A 25,598-nucleotide genomic window follows, 5' to 3' on the forward strand; every position below is an offset into this window, starting at 1 on the left:
ATAGTAATCCCACCATTTTAATAGTAATGAAGGGCTTATGTCCAGGTCATCCGATGTGGACATAATGCTCTGACCCTTTTCCACTAGTCTGATTGCTTTTACCTTAAAGGCAAAACTGTGTTTCTTTCTTGCACTCATAAAAATGCCCCCAAAAGTGTCTAAACTTTTGGGGGCACTTCAAAATGCTAACCTTTTTTTATGTCGTTACTTTGTTATTATTGATTCTGAAACCTGCTGATATTCTCTCCATTCACATCTGAAGCGGGCTTGCTTACTTTCTTCAAACCACCACTAATGCGGTAATTCACCGTTAAACGAAATCTATTTACATTTAAATCACGCAGATAGCTGTTGAGATAATTGTCGTAGAAATTGGTATAACGATATTCATAGGTGTTGAATATATCCAGGTACTTGGCGCCGAAGTTCCATTTTTTACTTGGATAATAGGTGATGCCGGCATCAGCCTGCCAGCGGTCGCCCTGTGTTACCTGATAAAAATAGGCAGTAGATCTGTAAAAAAGCGATGTTTCCAACACCAGCTTCCGGGTAATGAAGTAGTTGTTGCTCCAGCTAACGGTAAAGTATTTTGAGAGATCCTTGTTGGCGCCCTGCAACGGGAAATCGCCGTTGCTGTAATAGCGAAACATTTCTCCGTACAAGTTGAGGTTGCCTTCCAGTTTATGCTGAAGAATGCTGTATGCGGCAGACAGACTGATATAGTAATCATTAACATTCACTGCATTCTCCGGCCGAATGGCTGTGTAGGGAGAATTGTTTAGTTGCGTTCCGGTAAGCTGCACCTGGTCGTTGATTCGTATATAACCAATGTTAGCGGTGAGGAACCCGGCGATATTGTTTTCCAGGGAGATAGTATACCTGGTGGATGGCTTCAGAAAAGGATTTCCTTCCTGGTATTTATATTCGTTGATATAATACCGGTAGTCGTTGAGTAGCTGGTAGTCTGGACGGGAAAGTCCGGAACTCAGCTTCAACATACCTGCATATCCCGGCCGCTGATAAGTGATGGCGACGTTGGGCAGGAAATTCGTATAGTCCTGGTGGATAGTGCTGGCTTTTCCATTGGCTGTAGCCGTTGCTGTATGTTCCATCCGGCCTCCGGCCATAAACCCAAGATGACCATGCGAATATCTGAGAGTAGCATAGGCTGCTATAATTTTCTCATCATAGGAAGTTGTGTTGGAAAGTTGCCGGTCATATACAGGCCCTGTGGCTTTAATGGTATCATATTGAGCATTATTGTCAATATGGCCGGCGTTATATTTAACACCCGTTTCCAGTACCAGTTGATGTAATTTTTTTTCCAGGTCAGCTTTAATAATATGCTGATAGCCTTGCAAAGGCAGATAACCTGCCTGTAATATGCTGCCATAACCGGTTGCTGGCGATCTGCTATTCTCGATGTCCTGGTATTGACGTATGTAACCATTGATATAACCATAGTTGACAGCGAGCAGAGATCCTGCAGTATCGGGCCTGAACTGATATATGAGATTGACCGAAGTGAGATTATTTTTCACCTCGTCATTTCTTTTATACTGCTGGCGGTAGCTTAGCGGAGCGCCGAAGTTGCTGGTGTCAGAGAAGTCGCCCTTACTGTTTTTCCAGGTAGAGCTGATATCCAGTATAAGTTTGCTCTTGTTACTGACGGCGTAACTGAGGTTTTCATACAGGGTTGGTCCGGAGGAACGGGTCAGGGAATTGCGCTGATAGAGGATATCAGCAGTGTTGGCATGCTGCTGGTTGTAATTAATCTGGCCATTTTCGGTATAATAGCTGTGATTCCTTGCATAACTGACGGAGGTACTGCTCTGTAGTTTACCAGTGAGCAGCATAGCGTATAAGTTATGGTTATTGCTAACGTATTTATCGATCAGCACATTATTGGCGAAGTTAATGCTATAGCCATCGATTGTCCGTTGTTTCAGTACAAAATTGATAACGGAGCCGCCGGCTGCGTCATACCGGGCTGCCCCACCGGTTACTACTTCTATTTTGCTGATAGCATTAGCTGGAATAGATTTCAGTAAATTGGCGACCTGGTTGCCGAGGAGATTCTGCTTAACACCGTTGATCAGTATGGTGACATCTCCGCTGCCGTTGAGACGTATATCTTCATTCTGTTCTATCCAGAAGCCCGGTATTTTTTTGAGTATTTCTATGGAGTTATCATTATCTACACCGGGAAGTACTCCAGGATCATATACAAGTTTGTCGCCCTGCATGGTGAGTAGTTTCCGGGTGGAAGTTACTTCAACGCCTTTGAGTTGCGATGTGGCTGGCGTCAGGGCTATCTTCATGCCGGTGATACTCCCTTTGAGGGTGATTGTCTGCGGTGGTACCGCCTGATAGGCAATATGTGAAATGGTGAGCTTATAAACACCGGCGCTCAGGTTCTCAAAAGAAAATTTACCCTCTGCATTACTCTGCGTAATCAGTTCCTGGCTATTTTCCACCTGAAGTTTCAGCGATGCATCAGGGATAACGATTCCGGATAGATCGGTAACTTTACCTTGGATAGATAATCTGTTTTGGGCGAATAAGGAACAGCAGATCAGCAACAAAAAGATTGAATTAACAACGGATTTCATTGGTACCAGAATTAAGAATTAGCTACAGTGATTTTGATTTATCCTGGTCTGCCTGACACAGGGTGAATATTGCATTAAACGTTCAAAAGACACAGGGATACCGCTTATGTGCCCCACATTATAAATATAAATGAATATTTCGTATTCCAGTCATCGGGTAAAAATATTTCTGAATATATTTTATTGGAGAATAACCATTTTCTCAGATTCTATCCAAGGTTTCTCTTTAGCAGCAAATAAATACCGCAACCTTGTCTACATAAGCCGTCTTGTGTATCTGCCAAACCATATGCTTTTCAACTATTTCACTATGGCAAATATCCTTCATCGAATAGGCGTGAAAACATCCCGGTTGTGCATGTTTACCGTGTATTGACAACCAGGGATAGCCTTGCCGGCTGGTGGACCAGCTATTCCAACACCTCAATGGGAAAGAACCTATTGAGTTCATCGATCATTGTAGCACCAAATGGGCCATGTTGCTCATAAGTTTGAAAGCACTCGTGGAAACTTGCGCTGCTTTTAATTTTATATAAAGTAATTTATAAATTGTACCCGCAAAAAGAAAAGGATGGACAAGATGTATAATGTTCATATTAGCGGATACAGAGAAGGTAAATTACCTTTTGTTTCCTTAGTAAAATTATTACTGAAGTATAAAAATATGTCATTGGAGGATGCCCGTGCAACTGTGGATAAAGTATGGGCGCGGAAACCTATAGCGGTAGAATTTACGGATTTAAACACAGCAACTGAGTTTTCAAAAAGCGCAGATGAAGCTGGTTTGAATTGTATAGTAAATGAGCAGCCTTGAAATATGTCAAGACACTTTACTATCCTTATCCATCAAGGACTTAATTAGCTTTTTAAACTTCGTAAAGAAAAGATGAATACAATTTTGTGGATCATACAGGGGCTTCTCTCTGCATTTTTTATCTTGCCTGGCTATGGAAAAATTACAGGCAGTAAAGAAAAGCACGTTAATGACGGACATTTGAAACCGAACGATTCTATAGTACCAATTCGAATACTGGGGATGCTTGAATTATTAGGATGTGTCGGTATTATAATCCCATGGCTTTTAGGTATTGCTCCAATTTTGACACCTATAACAGCAACAGGCTTTTGCTTAATTATGCTAGCAGGCATCGTTGTTCACACCAGGAAGAAGGAATACAAAATGTTCCCAATGCTGATGATCGTCTTTATTCTGTCAGCAGTGGTAGCATATTTTAGGTTTGCAGCTTTAGTATCGCAATAGCAATATTTAGCTCAATATCTTCATCAACTGTTTAACTGTAAAGGCCGCGATTGGATCGGCCTTTACAGTTAGGTATAATCGAATCTTTAGTTTTATGCCATCAGGGGGCCTTTGTTATTCTACGCTTACACTTTTCCATTACTTGGGTCAAACTCTACCATCCATTCAACGCCATACTTATCTCTAAACATACCAAAATAGGTGCCCCAGGGGCTATCTGTTATAGGCATCTCTATTTCACCACCTGCAGAAAGTCCGTTAAATAATTTATCTGCCTCTTCTTTGCTGGCGGTAGATATTGAAATTTTACTTCTGTTCTCTTGCTCATTTACTTTGCCCATGAATTCCGGAACATCATTCCCCATCAATGTATTTCTCTCTCCTATTGGCAAAGCAATATGCATGATTTTGTTTGCCTCTTGCTCAGATATCGGTAAATCAGGATTTGCAATGTCTTTAAAGCGAATCACTTTTGTAAATTCTCCGCCGAATGCTGATTGGTAGAACGTAAATGCTTCCTCAGCATTACCGTTGAAATTAATATGAGGATTGATAAGTGCCATAAGTCTATATTTTTTATGTTATCCAAATGTACCGTTTAACCTCAACATCAATAAGGTATGAAAACGACAAAAAAGAGGATGTTTACGTCAAACAATTATACAAGCATGTACCTAGTTAATAATCTCTCCTTTGCTATTCTCCAGTTTCTCCCGGAACTTCTGAATATCCTCTTCACTTTGTCTTACCCATTCCTTTGCTTCCCCTACAATTTTCAATGGTTCCGCAGAACGATAGGAACGAGTCGGATTACCAGGAAACTTTTTATCGGTTAAATTGGGATCATTTTCAAAACTACCGGTGGGTTCCACAATGTACACCCGCTCACGCGCATCGCCTTTTGCGAGGGCGGCTGCAAATCCAGCGCCATTCACTAGTCCCGTAAAGTAAATGTGGTTCATGATGAACTCCGACTTATAGTTAGAATTACCACCTGGCGACAGCAAATCGCCCACTTTCAAATCAGCTTTTGTGCCATGATAAAAAGGGCCTTTATCAGAAGGATGCTCCTTATATTGCTTGGCTAATTCTGCGTTCTCTTTCGCCTTTTCTGGCTGGGATAATTCTTCGTAGCATTGGGCGATGTTTAGATATAGCGCAGGGAATGCACTCTTCACCGTATCATCATTTATCTTCAAAGCATGATCTAATGAGGCTTCCAGCCATTTCAGTTTATCAGTAACCGTTTGCTGATGCCGGGCAACATAATGGGCAGAAAGAAACTTTTCCAGGTCGTTCGTAGCTTCGTTCCAAGCTTGCAGGAATAGTTTTTTCGCTTCTTCCGGCTCTCCTTTTTCTTCCATGCTCATACCTTGAAGACACAGCTTCACAACGTTATTGAATGGTGAGAATTCCATGGTCTGATTATTTTGTTGATTTTTTGTTAAGTATCTTTTTGCTCCTTAACGGTTAAGATGTCACATCATCTGCGGAGCTCTGCGCATAGGATAAAATAGCGTGTAGTTAAAGGTAGCAATAATCTTCCTTAAAATTAAATGTGGATTATCTGTGCAACCTGTTAGCTGGCAGAGTCTTCCGGGGAAAGCCTGCAACACAAAAGAGGGACGTCTCTTTGTCCAAATCCTCCCCTATTCCTGTCCATTTTGCCCACTATACATATTCTCAAAACCAGGTACATTTGAATAAACTATTTTACTATGGCAGATATCCTTCATCGAATTGGTATTAAAAATTCATCGATAGATAAAGTTTATCGCGTATTGACAACGAGAGAAGGCCTTGCCGGCTGGTGGACCACCAATACAACCGGAGAAGGCGACCAGGTGGGAAATATCGTTATATTCCGATTTGGAGATAAAGGAGGGTTCGATATGAAAGTGACCCAGCTCCAGGCCCCCAATCTGGTTATATGGGAAGTAATAGACGGGCCCAAAGAATGGATAGGTACCACCATTCACTTCGAACTGAAACAGGAAGAGGATTATGTGATCCTGCTATTCCAGCACTTAAACTGGAAAGAGCCTGTTGAGTTCATGTATCATTGTAGTACTAAATGGGCGATATTCCTGATGAGCTTGAAAGCATTGGTAGAAACAGGAAAAGGAAACCCCGACCCAAATGACATTCGCATTGACAACTGGAATTAAAGTAAAATAATTATTTCGGGAGACACGTGTCTCCCGAAATAGTTATTTCCAAAAATATTAATGATACAGTACACCCACTGACGTAGTATTTCACCAATACCCAAAGAAAGGCCACCACAGCTACTACAGAAGAGTTGATAAATTAGGAATTCACATTTCCAATTTATCAACTCTTCTGTTTTTTTATGTTTTTGCGATAATAAAAAATTTTCATCATCGAATTTATTCATTAAATTGGTTAGAACTACTAATATGCCTATTACCCGAAATTAATAACCCAATGAACATAATACCGGTATGTTAATTCAATAGCACTCATTTTTCCATTTACAACAAGCCTGCTTCCATCAGTATTAGCACCACGTATATATGCTGAACAACCGCTCCACGGCATTGCTCCTCCAGCTAAAGACAGGAGAGGAATAATCATTAAATATTTTCTATTTATGAAACAGAACAGCACTCCAAAGAAATTGCAGCTCTCAAAAATCACAGTTGCAACCTTGAGCATTCCTAAAGAAAAAGGAAAAATCTGTCAAACTTCAGCTGATCAAACTACCTGCCCTGGCGGATGCAAATTAACAATCCTCTGCCTCTAATCTAACACCTGTAAACGTTTAACCTTTAAAGTATTCCATTATGAAACAAAATAATGCTCCTAAAAAACTGCAATTAACTAAAATCAAAGTGGCTAATCTTACCGCTACTAAAGGAACTGGTAAAATCTGTGTGACTTCCATCGCCAATACCAGCTGCCCTGGTTGCAGAGAAACCCTGGTTTGCTAACCATTCGGATTTTCAACAATCTGCTGAATTACTGCTCCATGGCATTGCTCCTCCAGCTAAAGACAGGAGCGGATGAATCATTAATACTTCTATTTATGAAACAGGACGTCACTTCCAAAAAGCTGCAACTGACTAAAATCAAAGTTGCTAACCTGAGTATTCCGAGAGAGAAAGGGAAGGTATGTATGACCTCTGCTGATGCAACTACCTGCCCTAGCTGCAAAATTACGCTCAGCATTACCTGCTAATTTCATTAAAAATATGCTGAACAACCACTCCATGGCATTGCTTCTCCGCTAAAGACAGGAGTGGACTTTTACAATAAACCTCCACAATTATGAAACAGAGCACCACTCCTAAAAAACTGCAACTCATTAAAATTAAAGTTGCCAGTCTTAGCACACCTAAAGCAAAAGGAAAAATCTGCGAAACTTCTGCCGATGAAACTAGCTGCCCAGGTACTTGTAGATTAACAATCCTATGCCTCTAACAGGTTATTAAGTAACAATGTCAGAGGCCAGCCTGTTAGCCCCTTTGACATTGTTGCATTTAGTTCGAAAAATGCCGTCCTGTCCAACATTCTATTTTTAGTTCAAAACGTGGTATATTGCATTACACAGCGATTGCTGTAGCCAACTAGATAACTATACCTATACCCGGAAATGAACTACTGGAAACACGCTCTTTTATCCAAACATAAATTCACTGGCGCTGCCCAGGATTATCTTCAGATACATAAGTTCCTCGACAGTAGCAAACTATTCTGTTTTAATATCCGACATAGAATCCTGTTACATAATACCTACGGTATAGATCTGTGTACTCAGCGATTTGGCGAATTACTTACCAATTCAGACAACAAAAATGTGCTCGTACGCGATATCGCGGCAGAACATTGTAAGGAAGACCTGATGGGATTTGTGCCCACTTTAAACCATTGGTTCAAAGACGTAGACAATCAGGTATTGGAACATTTCCGCCCGATTAATCCATCTGATGCACGACTGAAAGAGTTTGTACTGCAACCTTTTCTCATGTCAGGTTTAAAAACTTCCCTCATCATTACCCATAGCAATTTTGGCGTTCATCTGGCAAAAGAGATGCTCGGCATCGACTATGCCATGGAACTTTCTCATTACATCTCAGAAACTGGAATACACAAACTACTAGGTTACGTCAAATTCAGTGAAAGATGGCAGTATACACCCGATTTAAACCAATTAGAAACTATCCAACATGAGCTTTAACGATTTCTGGAAGCGTATTTTCGGAGAAAAAAAACCAGAACAACAGCCCGAAACTCCTATAAACAGTAATGAACCAGACTTTGAATCAGAATTTGAATCGGATTATGACTATGAACCAGAACCTGATACATTGAACAGGATAGATCCCTATACTTTAAAATTAGAAGCCATTTTTAAAGATTGGCTGATCGATAAACTTAGGGATAATAACGCACTAGACTTCTCCTTTGAAGGTGGCGGTGATGAAGGATTTATCACTTTTGAAAATCCAACCGACGAAACGGAAATGTATAATAGTCTGGATGAATATCTATTCTATATACTCAAAATCCCAACTGTTGGCGAATGTTATATGAATGGCAGTGGAACCCTCTATATTGCTGACAATATCGTCAAGGTTAAATACTCCTCCACACTCAACCAAAGCTATGATTATAACGAAGAGACAGATGAAATCATTTATGGCGAAAAGGTAACTTTGGGCGGCGGAGACCTGGAGTTATTTTCAACACATGTATGACCTATTTAATAAAAAAAGCTGTGACTGATTTCAAACTCCGGCTCGAATTTGAAGAGATAGATCCGGGAAACTGGAATATTGAAAATGAGTACTGTAATGTTATGGTACGCCTTCCCAATGAAACGTACTATGCTATTAATGTCTGGACCTATAAGTTCTTCGAAACTGCGGTAAGCGAAAATACCGGGGAAGGAAAATCATATGTAGTACCACCTGATTTGTTTGTCAAGGAACTTTCCAGAGCCTGCATTCAGGAAACTATTCAGTCTTTGCTGGAAGTAGGCCCGTTGGAACAAATGCTTAATCCCAGCGTTGGGCCGTATGATGCTAACATAGATATCGATGATTCGGATGAGGAGAACATTCTCCCGTAGCACATCGAACTGAGGTATGATACTTAGCGTGTAAAGTTACAAAAGCCGTAACTTTACATGCTACAAAAGCTAATTAGATGATACAAATAGACCATGCATCTGCTAACGATTATGATGAAATGATTGCAGTTTGGGAAGATGCCGTACGGGCAACACATCATTTCTTAGAGGAAGAACAGATACAATATTACAAACCACTCATAAAGAATGAGTATTTCCAACATGTGGATTTACGTTGCGCTCGCGATGAAAGCGGCGCTATTAAAGGATTTGTCGGGGTTGCTGGCAATAAATTAGAAATGCTCTTTGTTCATTCCGATTCCCATGGAAAAGGTCTTGGTAAACAACTACTCACCTATTCCGTAGAAGAGATGGGTGTTACGGAAGTAGATGTGAATGAACAAAATGAAGGAGCTACCGGCTTCTATAAGCACTGTGGATTTGAAGTGGTAGAAAGGTCGGCTGTGGATGGCCAGGGCAATCCTTTCCCGATCTTGCATATGAAGAAAATTTCCTAGTATCATTTTTCTTTCTCTGTACCTTCCTCCGCCGGCGCTTCCTGTACAATTTCCCGGAGTGAAAGCCAGCCAGTAGGACTATTCTTATCCTTCTTGTAAATCACCATAGATCGGCCTCTCCCAATAGAAGCCTTCCCTCCGATTTTGGGCGTTGTTTTTATGGCAAATATGGAGGTCTGAATCGCTATTTCACCATTGAATATGGTATTCTCCACCTTGTTCTCTACAAACTCAACTTTCGAATGTTCAAACCAATCCTGCAAGCCTTTCTTTAACTGCTCTCTCCCGGTTACCACATTTTTTCCACCGAAATACTTAATGATATCCGGACTATGCAATTGCGTTACCAACTCAGCATCCCCTTTTTCAAAAGCGCCTCTAATAGCTGCTGTAGCACGATTCAAGGATGCAAGTAAAGCCGCATCCGGATTACTTTGTGCATAGCCCAATACAGACAAGCATAACATCAATAAAAGCAGGTTCAATGTTTTCATAAGTTAACTTTTATAATTAGTCTGATGCTAAAATATTGTCGGGAGACTTTAATCTCCTTTCAAACTATTTACCGGATTCATTAAGGCCGCTTTCACACTCTGGAAACTAATGGTTAATGCGGCTATTGTTAATGCAGCAATGCCGGCTAATACGAATACCATCCAGGAAATCGAAACACGGTAGCTAAAGTTTTCTAACCATTTAGCCATTGCATACCAGGCCAGAGGAGAAGCAATGATAATGGCGACCAGTACCAATTTCAGAAAATCGCGGGATAATAGCGTTACAATACCAACGACTGAAGCCCCCAATACTTTCCGGATGCCGATCTCCTTCGTGCGCTGTTCTGCCGTGAAAGCTGCCAGACCAAATAAACCCAGACAGGCGATAAATACAGAAAGACCTGTAAAGAGAGACACGAGTCTCCCTACAATAGCTTCACTTTTGTACACCGCTTCATAGTCCTTATCCAGGAAAGAATAAGTAAATGGAAACATTGGATTCATTTGCTTACAAATAGTTTCGATACTGGCAAGTGCCTGCTTTGTCTGCCCCGGCTGCACTCTGACCAATACGCTCTCGGCGCCCCAACCTCCCGCCAGGCGCAGGATAATAGGTCGTATAGGTTCATGTAATGAATTGAAATTATAGTTCTTCAATAAGCCTATAATAGTGCCTGGCCGTTGTCCGAATGTAAGTGGCTGGCCTATGGGATCTGCGTATCCCAGTCGCTTCGCGGTCTCCTCATTGATGAGGTAAGCCGCCGTGTCTGTGCCAAAATCCGGGGAAAATTCACGTCCGCTTAGCAGGGTTAATTTCATCGTCCGGACGAAGTCATAGCCAATTGTAGCGTTACTGAATTGAATAGCCAGATTGGGGTCCATTCCTCTCCATTTTACCCCATCAGTGGTATTACCATTTTCTAATGGATTACTCTGCATGTAAGAGATATTGGCAATACCCGGCTGTTGCAGGAGTTCTTTCTTAAATGTATCGAAATGCTTTCGCAGATTACCTTCACCAGGAATGATGATCAAATTCTCCTTGTTGAATCCCAGGTTCCTGGATTGTATATATTTTAACTGCTGATAGACGACAATAGTTCCTATAATCATTAAAATGGATAACACGAACTGAAATACCACCAATACACGTCTGAATAATTGCGCTTCAGGAGCAGCTTTCAACCACCCTTTCAGTACACGCAAAGGCTGCATGGAAGAAAGAAAAATGGCGGGATAACTTCCTGACAATGCGGCCGTAGCAATCAAAATCACCAATAGTAGCAGCCAAAAGATGCCGTTAGTAAATGGCAGTGCCAAATGTTTATCGGATACTATATTAAACAATGGTAAGCAGGCCCATACTAATAAGATAGCTATAATGCCCGCTAGTATTGTCATCAGTATCGCTTCATGCATAAACTGCCAGATCAATGAAAGCCGCCTGGCCCCCACCACTTTCCGAACACCCACTTCCTTAGCGCGTTTCATGGCTCTCGCAGTGGATAAGTTCATGAAATTAATAGCAGCGATCACCAATAAAAATATAGCTACAATGATGAATATGCGGACGTAGGAAATGCGGCCGCCATTGCGTTGTCCGTTTGAGAAATTGGAGTAAAGATATACCTCTGATTCCGGCTGCAGAAACAGCTCTATATTGAAAGTAGCATTGATGTCTTTACTACGCCCTTTCAGAAAGCTTTTCAATTTTGCATTCACCTTCGCGGGGTCGGCATTCGGCTGCAATCGTAGGCGTGTTCCCGGCCCGCCTGCCTCCCATGCTGTAAACCAGGGAATCATCTTCAGATAATCTTCCCAGTTGCGCAGGAACTCGTAATGCTCCAATGCATTAGATGGCAGATCTTCAAAAACCGCTGTGATCCGTAGATCTTTTTTATCATCCATACGGATCATCTTTCCCAACGCAGCATCCGGCGAATGGAAGTAAATTGCCGCCAGTTTGCGGGAAATGGCTACCGAACCGGGTTCCGTCAACGCCGATTCCCGCGTTCCCGCCAGCAAGGGAATACGGTAGATGTTAAACCAATCAGATCCTACATAATATCCAGGTTGCCGCGTCACTTTATCTCCCACGCTGAAAATATGATCTTCATGTCCTGAAATACTGGCAGCATACGCCACTTCAGGCAGCTGCACCTTCAGTTCCTTCGCTAATATACCTGGCGTGTCATAGTCGGTCACAATTCGGCCATCCGCAATCTCATTTTCCATGATCCGGTATAAATCGCCCAACTGGTCATAGTGCTTCCCCTTCTGCCATTCATCCTGTACCCACAGTATCAATAATAAACTCGATGCTATCCCCACTGCAAGTCCCAGGATGTTAATAACCGAAAAAGCCTTATTCCGGATAATACTTCGATAGGCAATTTTTAGATAATTATGCAGCATAGCGACCTGGGTTTTATCTTTTCGCCCAATACTCATGCCATGCCGAATTCATCCCCCAAACTCAATAATGACAAGGCTGTTCAGATTCTTATCTTGTTCAATTCTGAACAAACAAGGTCCGTTTCCGAACGATGAGTAAGCGTCTTTGAATTTACATTATTTCCAAACAGGAATTTTAATATAACTTCCGGAATACCACTTTATCTTTAAAGGAGCACCTGCATCCTGTATGGTTTCCTCACTAACATCTTTTCCCGTTCCGTAATTAATCTGTGCGAACGGATTTTTATTAACATTCAAAACTACCAACAGGCGACTCCCTTTCTGTAAGCGCTTACTGACCATACGGGTTCTGCTAAACGGAATGGTCTCCATCTTTCCCGGATGTAATAAATTCCGTCGTGTCATATCCTTCGCATAACTCGCCCTGCCGAGGTAATACGACAGATTAAAGTAGCTGCCGTCTCCCCTGACTTCATATAATACCACCCCAATATCCATATCTCTTTTGTTAATACTTGCCTGTAAATTGCCCGTAAAGCTGCCGTTTACATCTATAGATTTCTCCAATGGATCGCTTAAAAAATATAGACCATTATCTATATCTAAACTATCACGGATAATTGGAAAAGGATAATAATCATTCAGATAGGTAGTTCTGTCCGACAAATCAACCGTCTGCGACAGATAACGGCCTATTGCAGGCTGTTTGGGCGACAGTGTATACATACCATGTGAAGACTTATCGCTCAGGTAAAACGTAAGTGTATCATTGTTCATTTTGTCCATTGAGGAGACATGCCTCCACTCATTGGCGCCCATTACTTCAAAATTGATTTTATCCTTCAACAAAGAAGGTTTTTTACCATCCCGCAGGATGTAATCCAGCCATTCGAAAGTGAGCTCATTAGTGTTTATTAATGCTACTGAATCCACGGTATATCCACGTAGTTGTGGTGTTCCGCCACGTTGCGCTCCAAAATGATCATAAGGTCCAATCACCAGGTAATGTGCTGCCTGCGGATTATACTTGTAATGTTCCTGGAGGTATCTGAGTCCGGAAATCTGTCCATCATCGTAATAGCCTTCAATGGTGAGTACAGGTATATTGATGTTCGCAAACTCCTTCCCATAAGGGACCATTGCCTGCCAATATGCGTCATAGTCGGGATGTTCCAGCCAACGTTGCAACCAGGGATTAGGGACGCCGTCTATACTGTCAATTTTTCTGTAAGCCGTTCCGCTGTTAAACCATTTATTTTCCATTGTTCTCCAACGGGCAGGATCATTATAGACCTTATTATCCAGAGATTTATTGTTCGTGGTATAAAAAGCCCATCCGTAATTTGCATTTAAGAAAATATTATTTTCCATAGGCAAGCCAATACCAGGAATAGCTGCCACATAAGGAACAATAGTCTTCAATGCAGGATGTAACTTTTTCGTTGCGGCCCATTGTGCGAAACCATCATAACTGCCACCATACATGCCTACTTTTCCATTGCTCCAGGATTGATGCACAATCCAGTCAATCACACTATTCACATCTTCCGCTTCGTGTTCATAAGGAGCAATCATTTCCGGGCTCCATCCTTTTCCTCTGCTGAATCCCACCACTCCTACATAACCATGTGCGGCTGCTATTTTAGCCCGATTCACACTCTTCTCATCTGCGTAGATAGTGAACGTAAGCGCCGTAGGCAATGGTTGCTCCACGCCTACTTTCCGGACTACCACTGCCGAAATGATAACGCCATCTTTCCCTTTTATGGAAACGCTGTCAATTTGATGTTCCTCTTTTACGGGTAACTGTTGCGCACCTACTCGAGCGGACACAATAAGCCCACTTAGCAGTAATAGGATTACTGTCTTCATAATATTAGTTTAAAAGAAAAAGGAAATTATATGCGGTTAATATTTCTAAACTTCACCGATTGACGCATGGATACTTCCACTACAGTCCCATTTTGCAACACCAGCTCCAATCTACCGCCAGCAGTAGGTTTCACCTGTTGTATAAAGCGAATATTGACGAGTTCCGTTCTGTTGGCCCGAAAGAATATTGCAGGGTCCAATCTACTTTCCCATTGATGGAGAGAACGTTTGATAACTACTTTCTTATCTTCAAAGTAGACCTTTGAATAATTCTCCGCAGAAGCGATGCGATAAACAGATAATGGTTGAATGAAGTAGGCATGCTCTCCGTCTTTCAGGAATATTTGTTTTGTTTGGGAAGACAACTGTTCTTTAGCCTTCATCTCTTCCCGCTTCACCCGGATCTTTTCTATCGTTTGAGCGAATCGCTCTGTCCGGAAGGGTTTCAGCAGATAATCCAATGCATTGTTATCAAAGGCACGAATCGCATACTGATCATAAGCCGTTACAAAAATCACTTGCGGCACCTGCGATAACTGTTCCAATAAATCAAAACCTGATTGCCCCGGCATTTGTATATCCAGGAATATAAGATCCGGATGCATAGTGGTGATCAAGGTTTTGGCCTCATCGACATTCTTTGCTTCTCCGATAATAGTGAAATCTTCATAAGCACTCAATGCCAGTTTGAGCTCCTCCCTGGAAGAACGTTCGTCGTCTACTATTACCACATTGATTTTACACATATGCAGGAATGATTAATACAACTGTTACCATATTATTCGATTCAGTAAGTTGTAGCGTGGCGTGTCCATTATAATGTAATTGCAATCTTTCTTGTAAATTTTTTAAACCTATTCCAGTATCTGGTGCAGCTTGTAATTTTCCAGAATTAGTAACAGTAACCTGTAATTGGTCATCGTTTCGTTCCAAATGAATGACCACTGATCCTCCCTCTTTCATTCCGGAGATACCATGTTTAATACTATTCTCCACCAACGTTTGAATGCTTAATGGCGGCAGGGTTACAGGTAAACAATTATCTCCGACGATGATATTCGTTTGCAAATGCTCTTCAAATCTGAGCTTCTCCAGTTCCAGGTAGTCATTCACCAGTTGCAGTTCTTCTTGTACAGTAATCAACCGGTCTTCATATTTATAAAGGGATTGCCTCAGTAAATCAGAAAGCAGATCCACCGCTCGTCTTGCTGTATTCGGGTCTTCTTTGATGAGGAATTTTATGGTATTCAGCGAATTAAAAAAGAAGTGAGGATTTAATTGTGCCGATAAATGATTCAACTGCGCTTCTCTGGTAGCAGTAAGCAATCTGGCGTTTTCTAACGCGATTTTACTTTCTCTGCGGGCATAATGATACATATGATAAATCAGTACCCAGATAGCCATCAGTCTTATTCCTGTCACCAGAAGCGTTTCGAAACTAGTTTTCAGATAAAGGGGGAGTGTCCAATCGGCATCCGGCCAGAAAGGGAAATGCAGGTAATACAGTTTGAGCCCTGTCAGTACGGCAAATAAAGATCCCAGCAGGAGTACGGTGGGGATTAGTCTTATGACCAGTTTCCCCAGGGGTAAATCTGTCCACCGGTACTTCCTGGCAACGTATCTGTAGCCATGTGTAATGCAGATTCCAATGAGAATATCTCCGGTAAGCTGCAGGAAGAATTCCAGCCAGGTGGCCCTGGGAGCTCGCATTCCACTAAATCCCCAGTATAGAGAGGCAACGCACCAACCTATTACCTGGCATTTCCAGTAGAGCGATATATCTGTGATTTTCTTCAAATGAATAGGAGATTTTCAACAAAGAAAGGGCATTTATCTATTCATTGGAGAAGAAAGTACGGGAGCGCAGGAGATGGGGTGATGAGCGCCAAATAAAATGATAATAGCCGGATAAACCGGCTATTATCTCCCTTAAAATATACAATATAAACTAATAAAAAACTTACTAATTCCAGCCACCGCCGAGGGCCTGGTAAATATTCACCATGGCATTCAGTTGTTGCTTTTTTGTTTCGATTAACTCAAACTTTGATTCAAGGGCGTCTCGCTGCGTCATGAGTACCTCCATATAGTCTGCCCTGGCCGATTTAAACAGGTCATTGGAGATGGAGATGGATTGGGTCAGCGCTTCCACTTGTTTGGATTTCAGGTCGTAGCTCTTTTCCAGATTACTGATTTTAGCCATCTGATTCGCTACTTCCAGATAGGCGTTCAGGATTGTCCGCTCATAGTTATATGCCGCTTGTATCTGTTTGGAGTTGGCATTATAATAAGTTGCTTTGATCGCGTTCTTATTCACCAATGGGGCTACTACTTCGCCAGCGAGGGAATAGAGCAGCGACTCCGGCGTTCTGAGCAGATAAGACGGATTGAAAGCCTGATAGCCAATAGCAGCCGAGATACCAAAAGAAGGATAGAACTGCGCTTTCGCCACTTTCACATCCAGTTGAGCGGCAGATAATGCCAGTTCGGCCTGTTTAATATCTGGTCGGTTTGCCAGCAATTGAGAAGGAATACCTGCATGCACCGGCGCTGGTAACAGTCCCTCGAAACTATGATCATTTCTGACAATAGGTTGTGGATATCTACCCAACAAGAAATTGATTCTGTTTTCGGTTTCTGTAATCTGTTGTTTGATATCGTACTGTAAGCTCTGTGTTTTCAACACTTCTGCATCAAATTTACGTACAGCCAACTCCGTTACCCTGGTGGCTTCTTTTTGCAGTTTTACAATCACCAGTGCGTCATTCAGGATTTGAATGTTTTTATTGACGATTTCTAACTGGTTGTCCAGGGCTAGTAATTCGTAGTAAGAATTAGCTACTTCTGCTACCAGATTGGTGATAACGAAGTTACGTCCTTCTACGGTGGCCAGGTAGCGCGTAATAGCCGCTTTCTTAGCATTGTGGAGTTTATGCCAGAGATCCACTTCCCAGTTGGCGTATACGCCTAACAGGTAGTCGGGTAATGGATCGGGAATTTCTTTGCCCGGTTTGATTTCCGCTCCATTTTCCACTGCGCCCTCGCTGGTATAGCGGGCCACTTTATCCAATCCTACCGCACCTTTCACGCCTACAAATGGCAAATATTCGCCTTTCCTGGCTCTGATCTCATTCCTGGAAATTTCAATTTCCTGCAATGTAATATTCAGTTCCTGGTTGTTCTTCAGCGCCGTATCAATCAAAGCTACCAGATTAGGATCGGTGAAGTATTCTTTCCATTTTATCTGAGCGCTGTTGATCGTATCCCGAGCTGCGGTGTAACCATCCGGCACTTGCGTACTGGCTGTCTTTCCTGTCAGCTTTGGTATATTACAAGCGCCATAGGTCAACGACAGACCCACAAAGCATATATATCTGTTTATTTTATTTAACATCACAATCAGTTATTGTTCTTCAATAATTAGGATCTTCCTTTCTGTCAGCGGTTTCTCATCTTCATCTTTAATCAGCTTACGTTTGGCAGCGATTGTTCCGAAGATGAAATACAGGCCGGGAATCAGGATTACCCCGAAAATGGTTCCCATCAACATACCTCCCAGAGAAGCGGCGCCAATAGTATGGTTGCCGATAGCGCCGGGACCTGTAGCAAATACCAGCGGAATCAATCCGGCAATGAACGCCAGCGACGTCATGAGAATCGGGCGGAACCTGGTTTTAGCGCCTTCCAATGCAGCCTCTAATACGGGAACGCCTGAACGATGTTTCTGTGCGGCAAATTCAACGATCAATACCGCATTTTTGCCCAACAGTCCGACCAGCATAATCAATCCCACCTGTGCATAGATATCATTCGACAGCCCCATCACTTTTAACAACAGGAATGAACCGAATACGCCGGCAGGGAGTGAAAGCACTACCGCCAACGGCAGTACGAAACTTTCATATTGTGCGGCCAGGATCAGGTATACAAAGAACAATACGATCAGGAAGATGTATAACGCTTCATTACCGCGACCAGATTCATCCTTAGAAAGTCCTTCCCAGTCGATGCCATAGCCATTAGGCAATGTTTTGGCGGCTACTTCCTGGATGACTTTAATCGCCTCACCGCTGCTATAGCCTGCTGCTGGTTCACCTCTGATTGCAGAAGAATTGTACATATTATACCTGGTGATTTCATTCAGCCCATGTGATTTTTTAATACTCATGAAAGCAGAATACGGCACCATTTCATCCCGGTTATTTTTCACATACAGGTTCATCAGATCATCTGGTAATCTTCTGTATTCAGGAGCAGCCTGTACATATACTTTCAGGAAGTTTCCAAAGCGGATAAACCCAAGCTCATAGGTACTTCCGATGAGGATGGAAAGGTTATCCATGGCTTTGCCAATAGATACCCCTTTCTGCATGGCGGCCTGGTTATCTATCTGTAATTCATACTGCGGATAATTGGCACTATAGAAGGTGAAGAGTCCGGATAATTCCTTGCGCTTTCTGAGAGCCGCCATGAAATCATCGTTTACTTTCTCCATTTCTTTATAGTCGTCGCTATTGGTTTTATCGAGGAGTCGTAGTGCAAAACCGCCGGCAGCGCCATATCCAGGCACGGCTGGTGGGCCGAAGAATTCGATCGTTGCGCCTGGAATATCTTTACATTTCTCTTCCAGTTCGGCAATGATCTGGTTTACGTTATGTTTACGTTCTGACCAGTTTTTCAGGTTGATGATACATGTACCGGCATTGGACCCACGGCCTTCTGTCAATACTTCGTAACCCGCCAGTGCGGATACTGACTGTATACCATCTACATGTTCTGCGATATCCTGTACTTTCCTGGCCATATCGTTGGTACGTTCCAGGGTTGAGCCGGGAGGAGTCTGGATAATTGCATAGATCATCCCCTGATCTTCGCTGGGGATAAAGCCGGAAGGCAGCGTTTTACCCAGGCCGAAAATGCTGATACCAAATACGATCAGTATACCGAAAGTGATTACTCTGCGGTCTATAATTTTCTCCATCAGGCGTGTATACCTTCCCGTTAGTTTCTCAAAGCCTCTGTTGAAAGCATCCAGGAATATTTTCACCGGCGTTTTCTTCTTAGGCTGGCCATGCGTGTTTTTCAGCAAGATGGCACAGAGTACAGGCGTCAACGTGAGTGCGACAATACCTGACAATACGATAGAAGTAGCCATGGTAATGGAAAACTGTCGGTAGAAGATACCTACAGGACCAGACATGAATGCTACCGGGATGAATACCGCAGTCATAACGAAAGTGATGGCAACGATTGCACCGCTGATTTCGTGTAACACTACTTTGGTGGCTGCATATGGAGAAAGATGTTCTTCTTCCATTTTAGCATGGACTGCTTCAATCACCACAATGGCATTATCCACCACAATACCGATCGCCAGTACCAGGGCAAATAAAGTAATCAGGTTAATGGTGAGGCCGAACACTTGCATGAAGAAGAAGGCGCCGACCAGCGACACCGGAACAGCCAGTGTTGGAATGAGGGTAGACCGCCAGTCGCCAAGAAATATGAATACCACAATAGCTACGAGTACAAAGGCTTCGCAGAGAGTGTGTATTACTTTTTCAATAGATGCGTCCAGGAAGCTGGATACATCATAGCTGATTTCATAGTCCATGCCTGGAGGAAAGTCCTTTTTCATTTCATCCAGTTTGGCTTTTACTTCCTTGATAACATCGTTGGCGTTACTGCCATAGGTTTGTTTCAATACGATTGCCGCAGAAGGGTGTCCGTTCAGGTTGGAGTAGATGTCATAAAATTCGCTACCCAGTTCCACATCTGCGATATCTTTCAGGTGGAGGAGTTCACCGTTTGGATTGGCGCGGATAATTACATCTTTGTATTGTTCCGGCTGATTATAACGGCCTTGGTAGGTGAGTACATATTCCAGCGCTTCGGAGCGTTTGCCATCGCTTCGGCCCAGACGACCGGGAGACCCGATTACGCTCTGGCTGCCGAGGGCTTCCATCACTTCATCTGTAGAAACATTGTAAGCCCGCATTCTGTCTGGTTTCAGCCAGATACGCATTGCATATTGGCGGCTACCTAAAATCTGGGCGTTCCCAATTCCCTTTACCCTGCTCAGTTCTCGTAAGATATTTACGTTAGCGTAGTTGTAAAGGAAATTCTCGTCGGCATGTGCGTCTTTACTGTAAACGTTCACATACATCAGCATGTTGGGTTGCAGGATGTTTACTACAATCCCTTCACGTTGTACCAGCTCAGGCAATCTGTTGGTCACCTGCTCGATACGGTTTTTTACGTTTACCACTGCCTGGTTGGGATCTGTTCCCAGATCGAATACTACCTGGATATTGGCCTCGCCTGCACTGGTAGCATCGGAGGTCATATACTTCATACCGGGCACGCCGTTTACAGCTTTCTCCAGTGGTATCAAAACGGATTTCACCAGTACATCGGCACTGGCGCCCGGATAAGCCACACTCACAATCACCCTCGGAGGGGCGATAGACGGGAACTGTGAAGTGGGAAGGGTATTAATGGCCAGGAAGCCCATGAAGATAATGACAAGAGATATCACTATCGCAAAGACTGGCCGCTTCATGAAAATATTAAACATTTCTTTTTGCTTTTTTGGATGGTTACATTATTCCGTTGGTAACTTTAAGTGAGCGATAACCTGTTTAGGGTCTTCAAAATCAAAGGTGATTTTGTCTTTGTCTTTCACTTTACGTAAGCCTTCCAGCAAAATTTTATCGTTTTCATTCAGGCCATCTTTTATCACGTACAGGTCGGTCATTTCCGCGCTGATGGTTACTGGTTTCATGGTAACTACGTTATCTTTACCTACCACGAAAACATATTTTTTGTCCATCACTTCCATGGTGGCTTTCTGCGGAATGATGAGGGCGCCTTTCATATGCACAGGCATCAGGATGCTTCCGGTTTCGCCATGACGGAGCAGTTTATCCGGGTTAGGGAAGTTGGCTCTGAATGCAATGTTTCCGGTTTCATTATTGAATTCTCCTTCGATAGTTTCTACAACGCCAGGATAGGCGAATACCTGTTTATTGGCCATCAGGAGATTTACTTTCAGTGGATCTTTTGATTTCAGGTTTTCTTTATAGTCGAGGTATTCCGGCTCAGACACATTAAAGTAGACCCACATATGGCTGTTATCGGAAAGAGTGGTGAGCAGGTCTCCATCACCGACGAGGCTACCTTGTTTCAGGCGGAGGCGATCGATGATACCATCGAAAGGCGCTCTGATATCGGTGAAGGCCAGGTGCACTTTTGCGAGGGACTGTTCGGCTTTTGCTTTCTGTAGTTTGGCATTGGCAAGGGCCAGTTCATTGGCAGAAACGACGTTTTTGTCGGCCAGCACTTTTGTATTCTGCATTTCAATTTCTGCCGCTTTTGTTTCTGCTTCTGCCTTTTGCAGTTCTGCTTCATAGAGGCGGGGCATGATTTTAAAGAGGAGTTGTCCTGCTTTTACAGCCTGGCCTTCATCTACGGCAACGCCTTCCAGGTAACCTTTTTCTTGTGCCCGCAGTTCAATATTGCGGATGGAGCGGATCTGGCATACGTACTCTTTAGTGATAACGGTATCCATTTTCAGTGGACTGGTTACTAAGAACTTGGTAGTTTCCTCTTTTTCTTCTCCTTTGGAGGAGGTACAGCCTGTATGGCACACAACGGCATACAAGCCCATAAGCATGATGATTCTTTTCATAAAGTAATTATGATTAATGCGGGTTGGCTAATGCAACGCTTTTTGATAGACACATGACTTCCCTGACCTCATAGCTGTTGCTATGCAGGCAGACGGATATAGCTAATAAGTAACAGTGAATATGGGTAAACGGGTACTGGAATAGCCGGATAGTGGCCTATTCGCAGCTAAAACGGAGGAGTATCAGACTCTGAAGACATGGTGGAGGATACATCTATCAATGGACCCATAGGATGGCGTAGTAGAGAAAAATCTCTCATTCAAAAGACATGGTGGACCGCACGCCCATTCAAGCGCGTAAAAGCAGGAAATGAGTACTGATCCAGTTTCCAGTTGTTTCCTGGCGAATATTGAATCGCCGTCATCTTCCACTTCCGTAGCCTTAATCTTGTCGCGGAGTGCTCCTTTTCTGGATAGTGGCACTTTACCCAGCAGTGCGAGATTGTTTTTTACAACATCTGATTCTGACTGTAAAGTGGCCCGGGATATCCTGAAGGTAGGCTTATCAACGCCGCTTTCATGCGCATGATGGTAACCTACCAGGAAAAGAAAACACAGCGACAGAACGTATCGTAGTATTATTCTCATCATCAGGGCTCAAAAATAATATCTAAATCTATAAGTATACCTAACCGGGTATTAAAATTCCTTTAATATTAGATGTTGGGTATCAACGATTTTATTAACACTTTATTGTATAATTCCAACAATTATCAATATGATTGTTTTTTGTATCTTTAGAGAGATGCGACTGAACTGCAGCATTTGAATACAGGATATCCCTTTACCTGGCACACTATACCTTGCTAACTCGAATGTAGACCCATAACCAATTAAAAGCACAATCCCTTTTTTTATGAACTCCCAATCCCAATCATTTCGCAACATTATTGCCGGACTGGCCATTGCCCTCATTGCCGGATCTCTTGGCTATTACTTCGGTGGGAACTCTGGCAAGCAACCCATCAAACCTAATGAAGGCGGTAGTTACATGCTTTCGTATGCCCAAGCCCGTAAGTATGTAAACAACTATGCCGACCGCGCCGGCTTCGTGAAGAAATACCACCAGGGCGATTCCGTATATGTACGCAACCCGCGCTACATCTGGTTCCCTGCATGGCGTTTGCAACAGTTGCTCAACCAGGTACCTGATGAAACAGGCGGTATCCGGTTCTACTTCGCCTCCTATGATGAAACTTATCCCAATCTTCCGGCAGGCTCACAAGAAAAGAATCCGGATTCCACTTTCTGGGGGCGTAATACCATGGTCATTATTTCTACTTTCGATACCCTGGGCGTACATATGGATTTCACACCGGAAGGTGGCGGCGTTCGTAATGGTAAAGGTTTTCTCATTGATGCAGCGGCCTATGAAAACAATGGAGAAATGTGTCCTCCTCCCAGCAACTGCCTGGATAAAGGCGCCCTTTTACTGGATGACAAGTCGGTACCACTCCCTACGAGAAAATCATGATGAGCTATCTTACTGTTAGCACCGTAGCCGAATGGAGCTGTTTCTGTATTGCGTTCTTCTGTCTGCGGACAGATAAAGATCCCCTCTGGAAATGGTTCCCTGCTTACCTGCTCATCGTTTGCCTGGTAGAAACTACGGGCATATATATACGAACAACCTGGCATGTCACTAATGCGCCCTTATATAATCTGTATCTGCCCATAGAATGCATATTTGTAAGCAGCTTTCTGTTTCATCAATTGAGAAATTTTGGATTGAAGAGAACCTGGCTATATGCGTGGCTGACGTTATTTACGGGGTTATATCTTACAGAATCCATCAGTAATAACTGGGAGCGCTATTCCAGGCAAGTCGTTGTTCTTATGTCTGTCATATTTGTACTGGCAGCGCTGTATTACTTTTACCTGGTACTTAGAAGTGAGCAGTATATCCGACTGGGAGGTCATGGTCCTTTCTGGTGGGTGAGCGGGGTATTAATGTTTTATTTCGGCGGCGTGGTCACCTATATTTTTTTCACTTACCTGCTGCAGGCGCCGGCATCAGACAGTATCCAATATTCTGTCAGATATATCATCTTTAAGGTGCTGAATGTAATCCTTTATGGCAGCTGGGCATACGCATGCATATGTCGGTATCGTCAACTGAAATAATGCCGCTTATCGCCTGGGTCAGCGTCCTTTTCCTGATTGCCCCAGGCTTTCTGCTTGTGTACGTGTCTACCTACAACAACCGGAAAAGACGGCATATAGAAGAGAAAGAACACTTACAACAAACCTTCCGGCATGAACTTCTCCAATCCCAGATGGAAGTGCAGGAACAAACACTCAAAACAATTGGCAATGATCTGCATGATAATATCAACCAGTTACTCGGACTCGTAGTTATCACGCTTAGCGCCATAGACCTCGACGACCGGAAAAAAGCCGAAGGAAAAATCAATGCCGTCGATAGCCTGGTACGCAGGTCTATACAGGAAATACGTGCATTATCAAGACTAATGCATGGCGAGGAATTGATCAGCAAAGGGTTGCCACATGCCATTGCATTTGAACTGGAGTGGCTGGAGAAGGCGGGTCGGCATAGAATCATTTATAAAGGCAACCTGGCCGCTATGCCTTCTATGCCGGAACAAGAGCTGATCATTTTCCGCATTTTCCAGGAAGCGCTGCATAATATGATACGTCATGCACAAGCCACTATTATTACGGTGGAACAATCTTACGAACAAGGCCAACTCCGGTTATCATTACTAGATAATGGCGTCGGGTTCGATGTAAACACGGCGCTGGCGCAAAAAACAGGTATGGGATTGTCGGGTATTTTCCGTCGTGCCGCTATGATTGGCGGTGTGGCGGATATCACCTCAGCACCCGGACAAGGCACTGCCGTTACCATTACTTTAAGTATTTAATCATGCAGAACAGCACTATCAGTATAGGAATTGTAGATGATCATACCTTATTTCGTCAGGGGTTGATTAGTCTTCTATCAGAATACAATAGCATAAAATTTCTTTTCGAAGCGGGCAATGGCCAGGAAATGCAGCAACATCTGAAGAACGGGCCGCTCCCAAATGTAATCCTGCTGGATATCAGCATGCCTGTGATGGATGGTTATCAGACGGTCCAATGGCTGCGTCAACATCACCCCGCGATACATATTCTGGCCCTGAGCACATTTGAAGAGGATATGCCCATTATCAAAATGTTGAAAAGCGGCGCTGGCGGATATTTACTGAAGGAATCTCGTATAGGCGAGGTAGTTAATGCCATTCAAAGTATTTATGAACAAGGCTTTTACCTGAATGAGGTTGTATCTGGAAAAATGTTGCATAGCCTACAGGGAAAATCAGATAGCAGTACTAGTACATCTCATCTAAGTGAAAATGAGATACGCTTTCTGCAACTCTGTTGTTCTGAAATGACTTATAAGGAGATGGCAGTCGAAATGAACCTCAGTCCCCACACTATTGATAACTATCGGCAAGCCCTTTTCGAAAAGTTGGACATCAAATCCAGAACAGGTTTGGTCATCTATGCTATTAAACACGCATTTTATATACCCTGATAAATTCGGGGCTGATGTACATCAGCCCCGGGGTTTCAGAACAACGAAAGGGATAGTTAGGTGTATAGGTTAATATCAGAAGGGACAAACATGG

26 protein-coding genes and 1 pseudogene are annotated in these 25,598 nt (G+C 43.0%); 14 read left to right on the forward strand and 13 right to left on the reverse strand.

What is annotated here, in order from left to right; translation table 11 throughout:
* Together CLV59_RS29515 and CLV59_RS25155 are read right to left on the reverse strand one after the other, a co-directional pair.
* Window positions 1-138, reverse strand: a 138-nt coding sequence (locus tag CLV59_RS29515) for a transposase (protein WP_146616177.1), incomplete at its 3' end; no start/stop codon positions are given.
* Window positions 139-215: 77 nt separating this feature from the next.
* A complete protein-coding gene (locus CLV59_RS25155) occupies window positions 216-2,612 on the reverse strand; it encodes a TonB-dependent receptor (protein ID WP_111594873.1) in 2,397 nt (798 codons plus the stop codon).
* Between the two features lie 571 nt (window positions 2,613-3,183).
* Between CLV59_RS25155 and CLV59_RS25165 the strand changes: the two genes are divergently transcribed.
* Entirely contained in the window at window positions 3,184-3,426 is a 243-nt protein-coding gene (locus tag CLV59_RS25165) for a hypothetical protein (protein WP_111594874.1), read from the forward strand.
* 72 nt (window positions 3,427-3,498) lie between these two features.
* A complete protein-coding gene (locus CLV59_RS25170) occupies window positions 3,499-3,873 on the forward strand; it encodes a DoxX family protein (RefSeq protein ID WP_111594875.1) in 375 nt (124 codons plus the stop codon).
* Between the two features lie 125 nt (window positions 3,874-3,998).
* On the opposite strand, the gene CLV59_RS25175 is transcribed toward CLV59_RS25170, so the two are convergent.
* The gene (locus tag CLV59_RS25175) at window positions 3,999-4,436 is read right to left on the reverse strand and encodes a VOC family protein (protein ID WP_111594876.1); all 438 of its coding nucleotides are present in this window, start codon (window positions 4,434-4,436) and stop codon (window positions 3,999-4,001) included.
* A gap of 111 nt (window positions 4,437-4,547) precedes the next feature.
* Window positions 4,548-4,928, reverse strand: a pseudogene (gene arr / locus CLV59_RS29520) (NAD(+)--rifampin ADP-ribosyltransferase); the annotation flags it as partial.
* Between the two features lie 663 nt (window positions 4,929-5,591).
* Here arr and CLV59_RS25185 point away from each other — a divergent pair.
* From CLV59_RS25185 to CLV59_RS25210, 8 genes are all read left to right on the forward strand, one after another.
* Entirely contained in the window at window positions 5,592-6,041 is a 450-nt protein-coding gene (locus tag CLV59_RS25185; protein WP_111594878.1) for an SRPBCC family protein, read from the forward strand.
* A gap of 446 nt (window positions 6,042-6,487) precedes the next feature.
* Window positions 6,488-6,640, forward strand: a complete 153-nt coding sequence (locus CLV59_RS29030) for a hypothetical protein (protein ID WP_170137921.1) — start codon at window positions 6,488-6,490, stop codon at window positions 6,638-6,640.
* Between the two features lie 40 nt (window positions 6,641-6,680).
* The gene (locus CLV59_RS29035) at window positions 6,681-6,827 is read left to right on the forward strand and encodes a hypothetical protein (RefSeq protein WP_170137922.1); all 147 of its coding nucleotides are present in this window, start codon (window positions 6,681-6,683) and stop codon (window positions 6,825-6,827) included.
* Window positions 6,828-6,922: 95 nt separating this feature from the next.
* Complete coding sequence (locus tag CLV59_RS29040; protein ID WP_170137923.1) at window positions 6,923-7,075, forward strand: hypothetical protein; 153 nt, start codon at window positions 6,923-6,925, stop codon at window positions 7,073-7,075.
* A gap of 414 nt (window positions 7,076-7,489) precedes the next feature.
* A complete protein-coding gene (locus tag CLV59_RS25195) occupies window positions 7,490-8,074 on the forward strand; it encodes a DUF6915 family protein (RefSeq protein ID WP_111594880.1) in 585 nt (194 codons plus the stop codon).
* Window positions 8,064-8,594, forward strand: a complete 531-nt coding sequence (locus CLV59_RS25200) for a hypothetical protein (protein WP_111594881.1) — start codon at window positions 8,064-8,066, stop codon at window positions 8,592-8,594. Before CLV59_RS25195 ends, CLV59_RS25200 begins: the two co-directional genes overlap by 11 nt.
* Before the next feature lie 20 nt (window positions 8,595-8,614).
* Complete coding sequence (locus tag CLV59_RS25205; protein ID WP_111595113.1) at window positions 8,615-8,968, forward strand: hypothetical protein; 354 nt, start codon at window positions 8,615-8,617, stop codon at window positions 8,966-8,968.
* A 77-nt stretch (window positions 8,969-9,045) separates the two neighbouring features.
* On the forward strand, window positions 9,046-9,486 hold the full coding sequence (locus CLV59_RS25210) for a GNAT family N-acetyltransferase (RefSeq protein WP_111594882.1): 441 nt from the start codon (window positions 9,046-9,048) through the stop codon (window positions 9,484-9,486).
* 2 nt (window positions 9,487-9,488) lie between these two features.
* On the opposite strand, the gene CLV59_RS25215 is transcribed toward CLV59_RS25210, so the two are convergent.
* The 9 genes from CLV59_RS25215 to CLV59_RS28825 form a co-directional block, all read right to left on the reverse strand.
* On the reverse strand, window positions 9,489-9,980 hold the full coding sequence (locus CLV59_RS25215) for a YybH family protein (RefSeq protein WP_111594883.1): 492 nt from the start codon (window positions 9,978-9,980) through the stop codon (window positions 9,489-9,491).
* Between the two features lie 48 nt (window positions 9,981-10,028).
* Window positions 10,029-12,398, reverse strand: a complete 2,370-nt coding sequence (locus CLV59_RS25220) for an ABC transporter permease (RefSeq protein WP_111595114.1) — start codon at window positions 12,396-12,398, stop codon at window positions 10,029-10,031.
* A gap of 156 nt (window positions 12,399-12,554) precedes the next feature.
* On the reverse strand, window positions 12,555-14,273 hold the full coding sequence (locus CLV59_RS25225) for a CocE/NonD family hydrolase (protein WP_111594884.1): 1,719 nt from the start codon (window positions 14,271-14,273) through the stop codon (window positions 12,555-12,557).
* Between the two features lie 26 nt (window positions 14,274-14,299).
* Window positions 14,300-15,019 (reverse strand): LytR/AlgR family response regulator transcription factor, encoded by a 720-nt coding sequence (locus tag CLV59_RS25230; protein WP_111594885.1) that lies wholly within the window; start codon window positions 15,017-15,019, stop codon window positions 14,300-14,302.
* Window positions 15,012-16,070, reverse strand: a complete 1,059-nt coding sequence (locus CLV59_RS25235) for a sensor histidine kinase (protein WP_146616314.1) — start codon at window positions 16,068-16,070, stop codon at window positions 15,012-15,014. The genes CLV59_RS25230 and CLV59_RS25235 overlap by 8 nt, the downstream gene beginning before the upstream one ends.
* A gap of 166 nt (window positions 16,071-16,236) precedes the next feature.
* Window positions 16,237-17,667 (reverse strand): TolC family protein, encoded by a 1,431-nt coding sequence (locus CLV59_RS25240; protein ID WP_111594887.1) that lies wholly within the window; start codon window positions 17,665-17,667, stop codon window positions 16,237-16,239.
* A gap of 9 nt (window positions 17,668-17,676) precedes the next feature.
* Entirely contained in the window at window positions 17,677-20,850 is a 3,174-nt protein-coding gene (locus CLV59_RS25245; protein ID WP_111594888.1) for an efflux RND transporter permease subunit, read from the reverse strand.
* A gap of 27 nt (window positions 20,851-20,877) precedes the next feature.
* Window positions 20,878-21,963, reverse strand: coding sequence for an efflux RND transporter periplasmic adaptor subunit (locus CLV59_RS25250; protein ID WP_111594889.1), 1,086 nt, complete (start codon window positions 21,961-21,963; stop codon window positions 20,878-20,880).
* Window positions 21,964-22,146: 183 nt separating this feature from the next.
* Window positions 22,147-22,554 (reverse strand): hypothetical protein, encoded by a 408-nt coding sequence (locus tag CLV59_RS28825; RefSeq protein ID WP_146616315.1) that lies wholly within the window; start codon window positions 22,552-22,554, stop codon window positions 22,147-22,149.
* A gap of 265 nt (window positions 22,555-22,819) precedes the next feature.
* Between CLV59_RS28825 and CLV59_RS25255 the strand changes: the two genes are divergently transcribed.
* From CLV59_RS25255 to CLV59_RS25270, 4 genes are read left to right on the forward strand one after another with little or no spacing between them, the layout of a single operon-like run.
* Window positions 22,820-23,437, forward strand: coding sequence for a hypothetical protein (locus tag CLV59_RS25255; RefSeq protein ID WP_111594890.1), 618 nt, complete (start codon window positions 22,820-22,822; stop codon window positions 23,435-23,437).
* Window positions 23,434-24,087 carry a hypothetical protein gene (locus CLV59_RS25260; RefSeq protein ID WP_111594891.1) on the forward strand — a complete coding sequence of 218 codons (654 nt, stop codon included), beginning with the start codon at window positions 23,434-23,436 and terminating at the stop codon, window positions 24,085-24,087. Before CLV59_RS25255 ends, CLV59_RS25260 begins: the two co-directional genes overlap by 4 nt.
* Window positions 24,063-24,848, forward strand: a complete 786-nt coding sequence (locus CLV59_RS25265) for a sensor histidine kinase (RefSeq protein WP_170137924.1) — start codon at window positions 24,063-24,065, stop codon at window positions 24,846-24,848. Before CLV59_RS25260 ends, CLV59_RS25265 begins: the two co-directional genes overlap by 25 nt.
* Window positions 24,849-24,850: 2 nt before the next feature.
* Entirely contained in the window at window positions 24,851-25,504 is a 654-nt protein-coding gene (locus tag CLV59_RS25270; RefSeq protein ID WP_111594893.1) for a response regulator transcription factor, read from the forward strand.
* Window positions 25,505-25,598 lie beyond the last annotated feature (94 nt).

The organism is Chitinophaga dinghuensis, from assembly GCF_003259435.1.
GTDB lineage: Bacteria > Bacteroidota > Bacteroidia > Chitinophagales > Chitinophagaceae > Chitinophaga > Chitinophaga dinghuensis.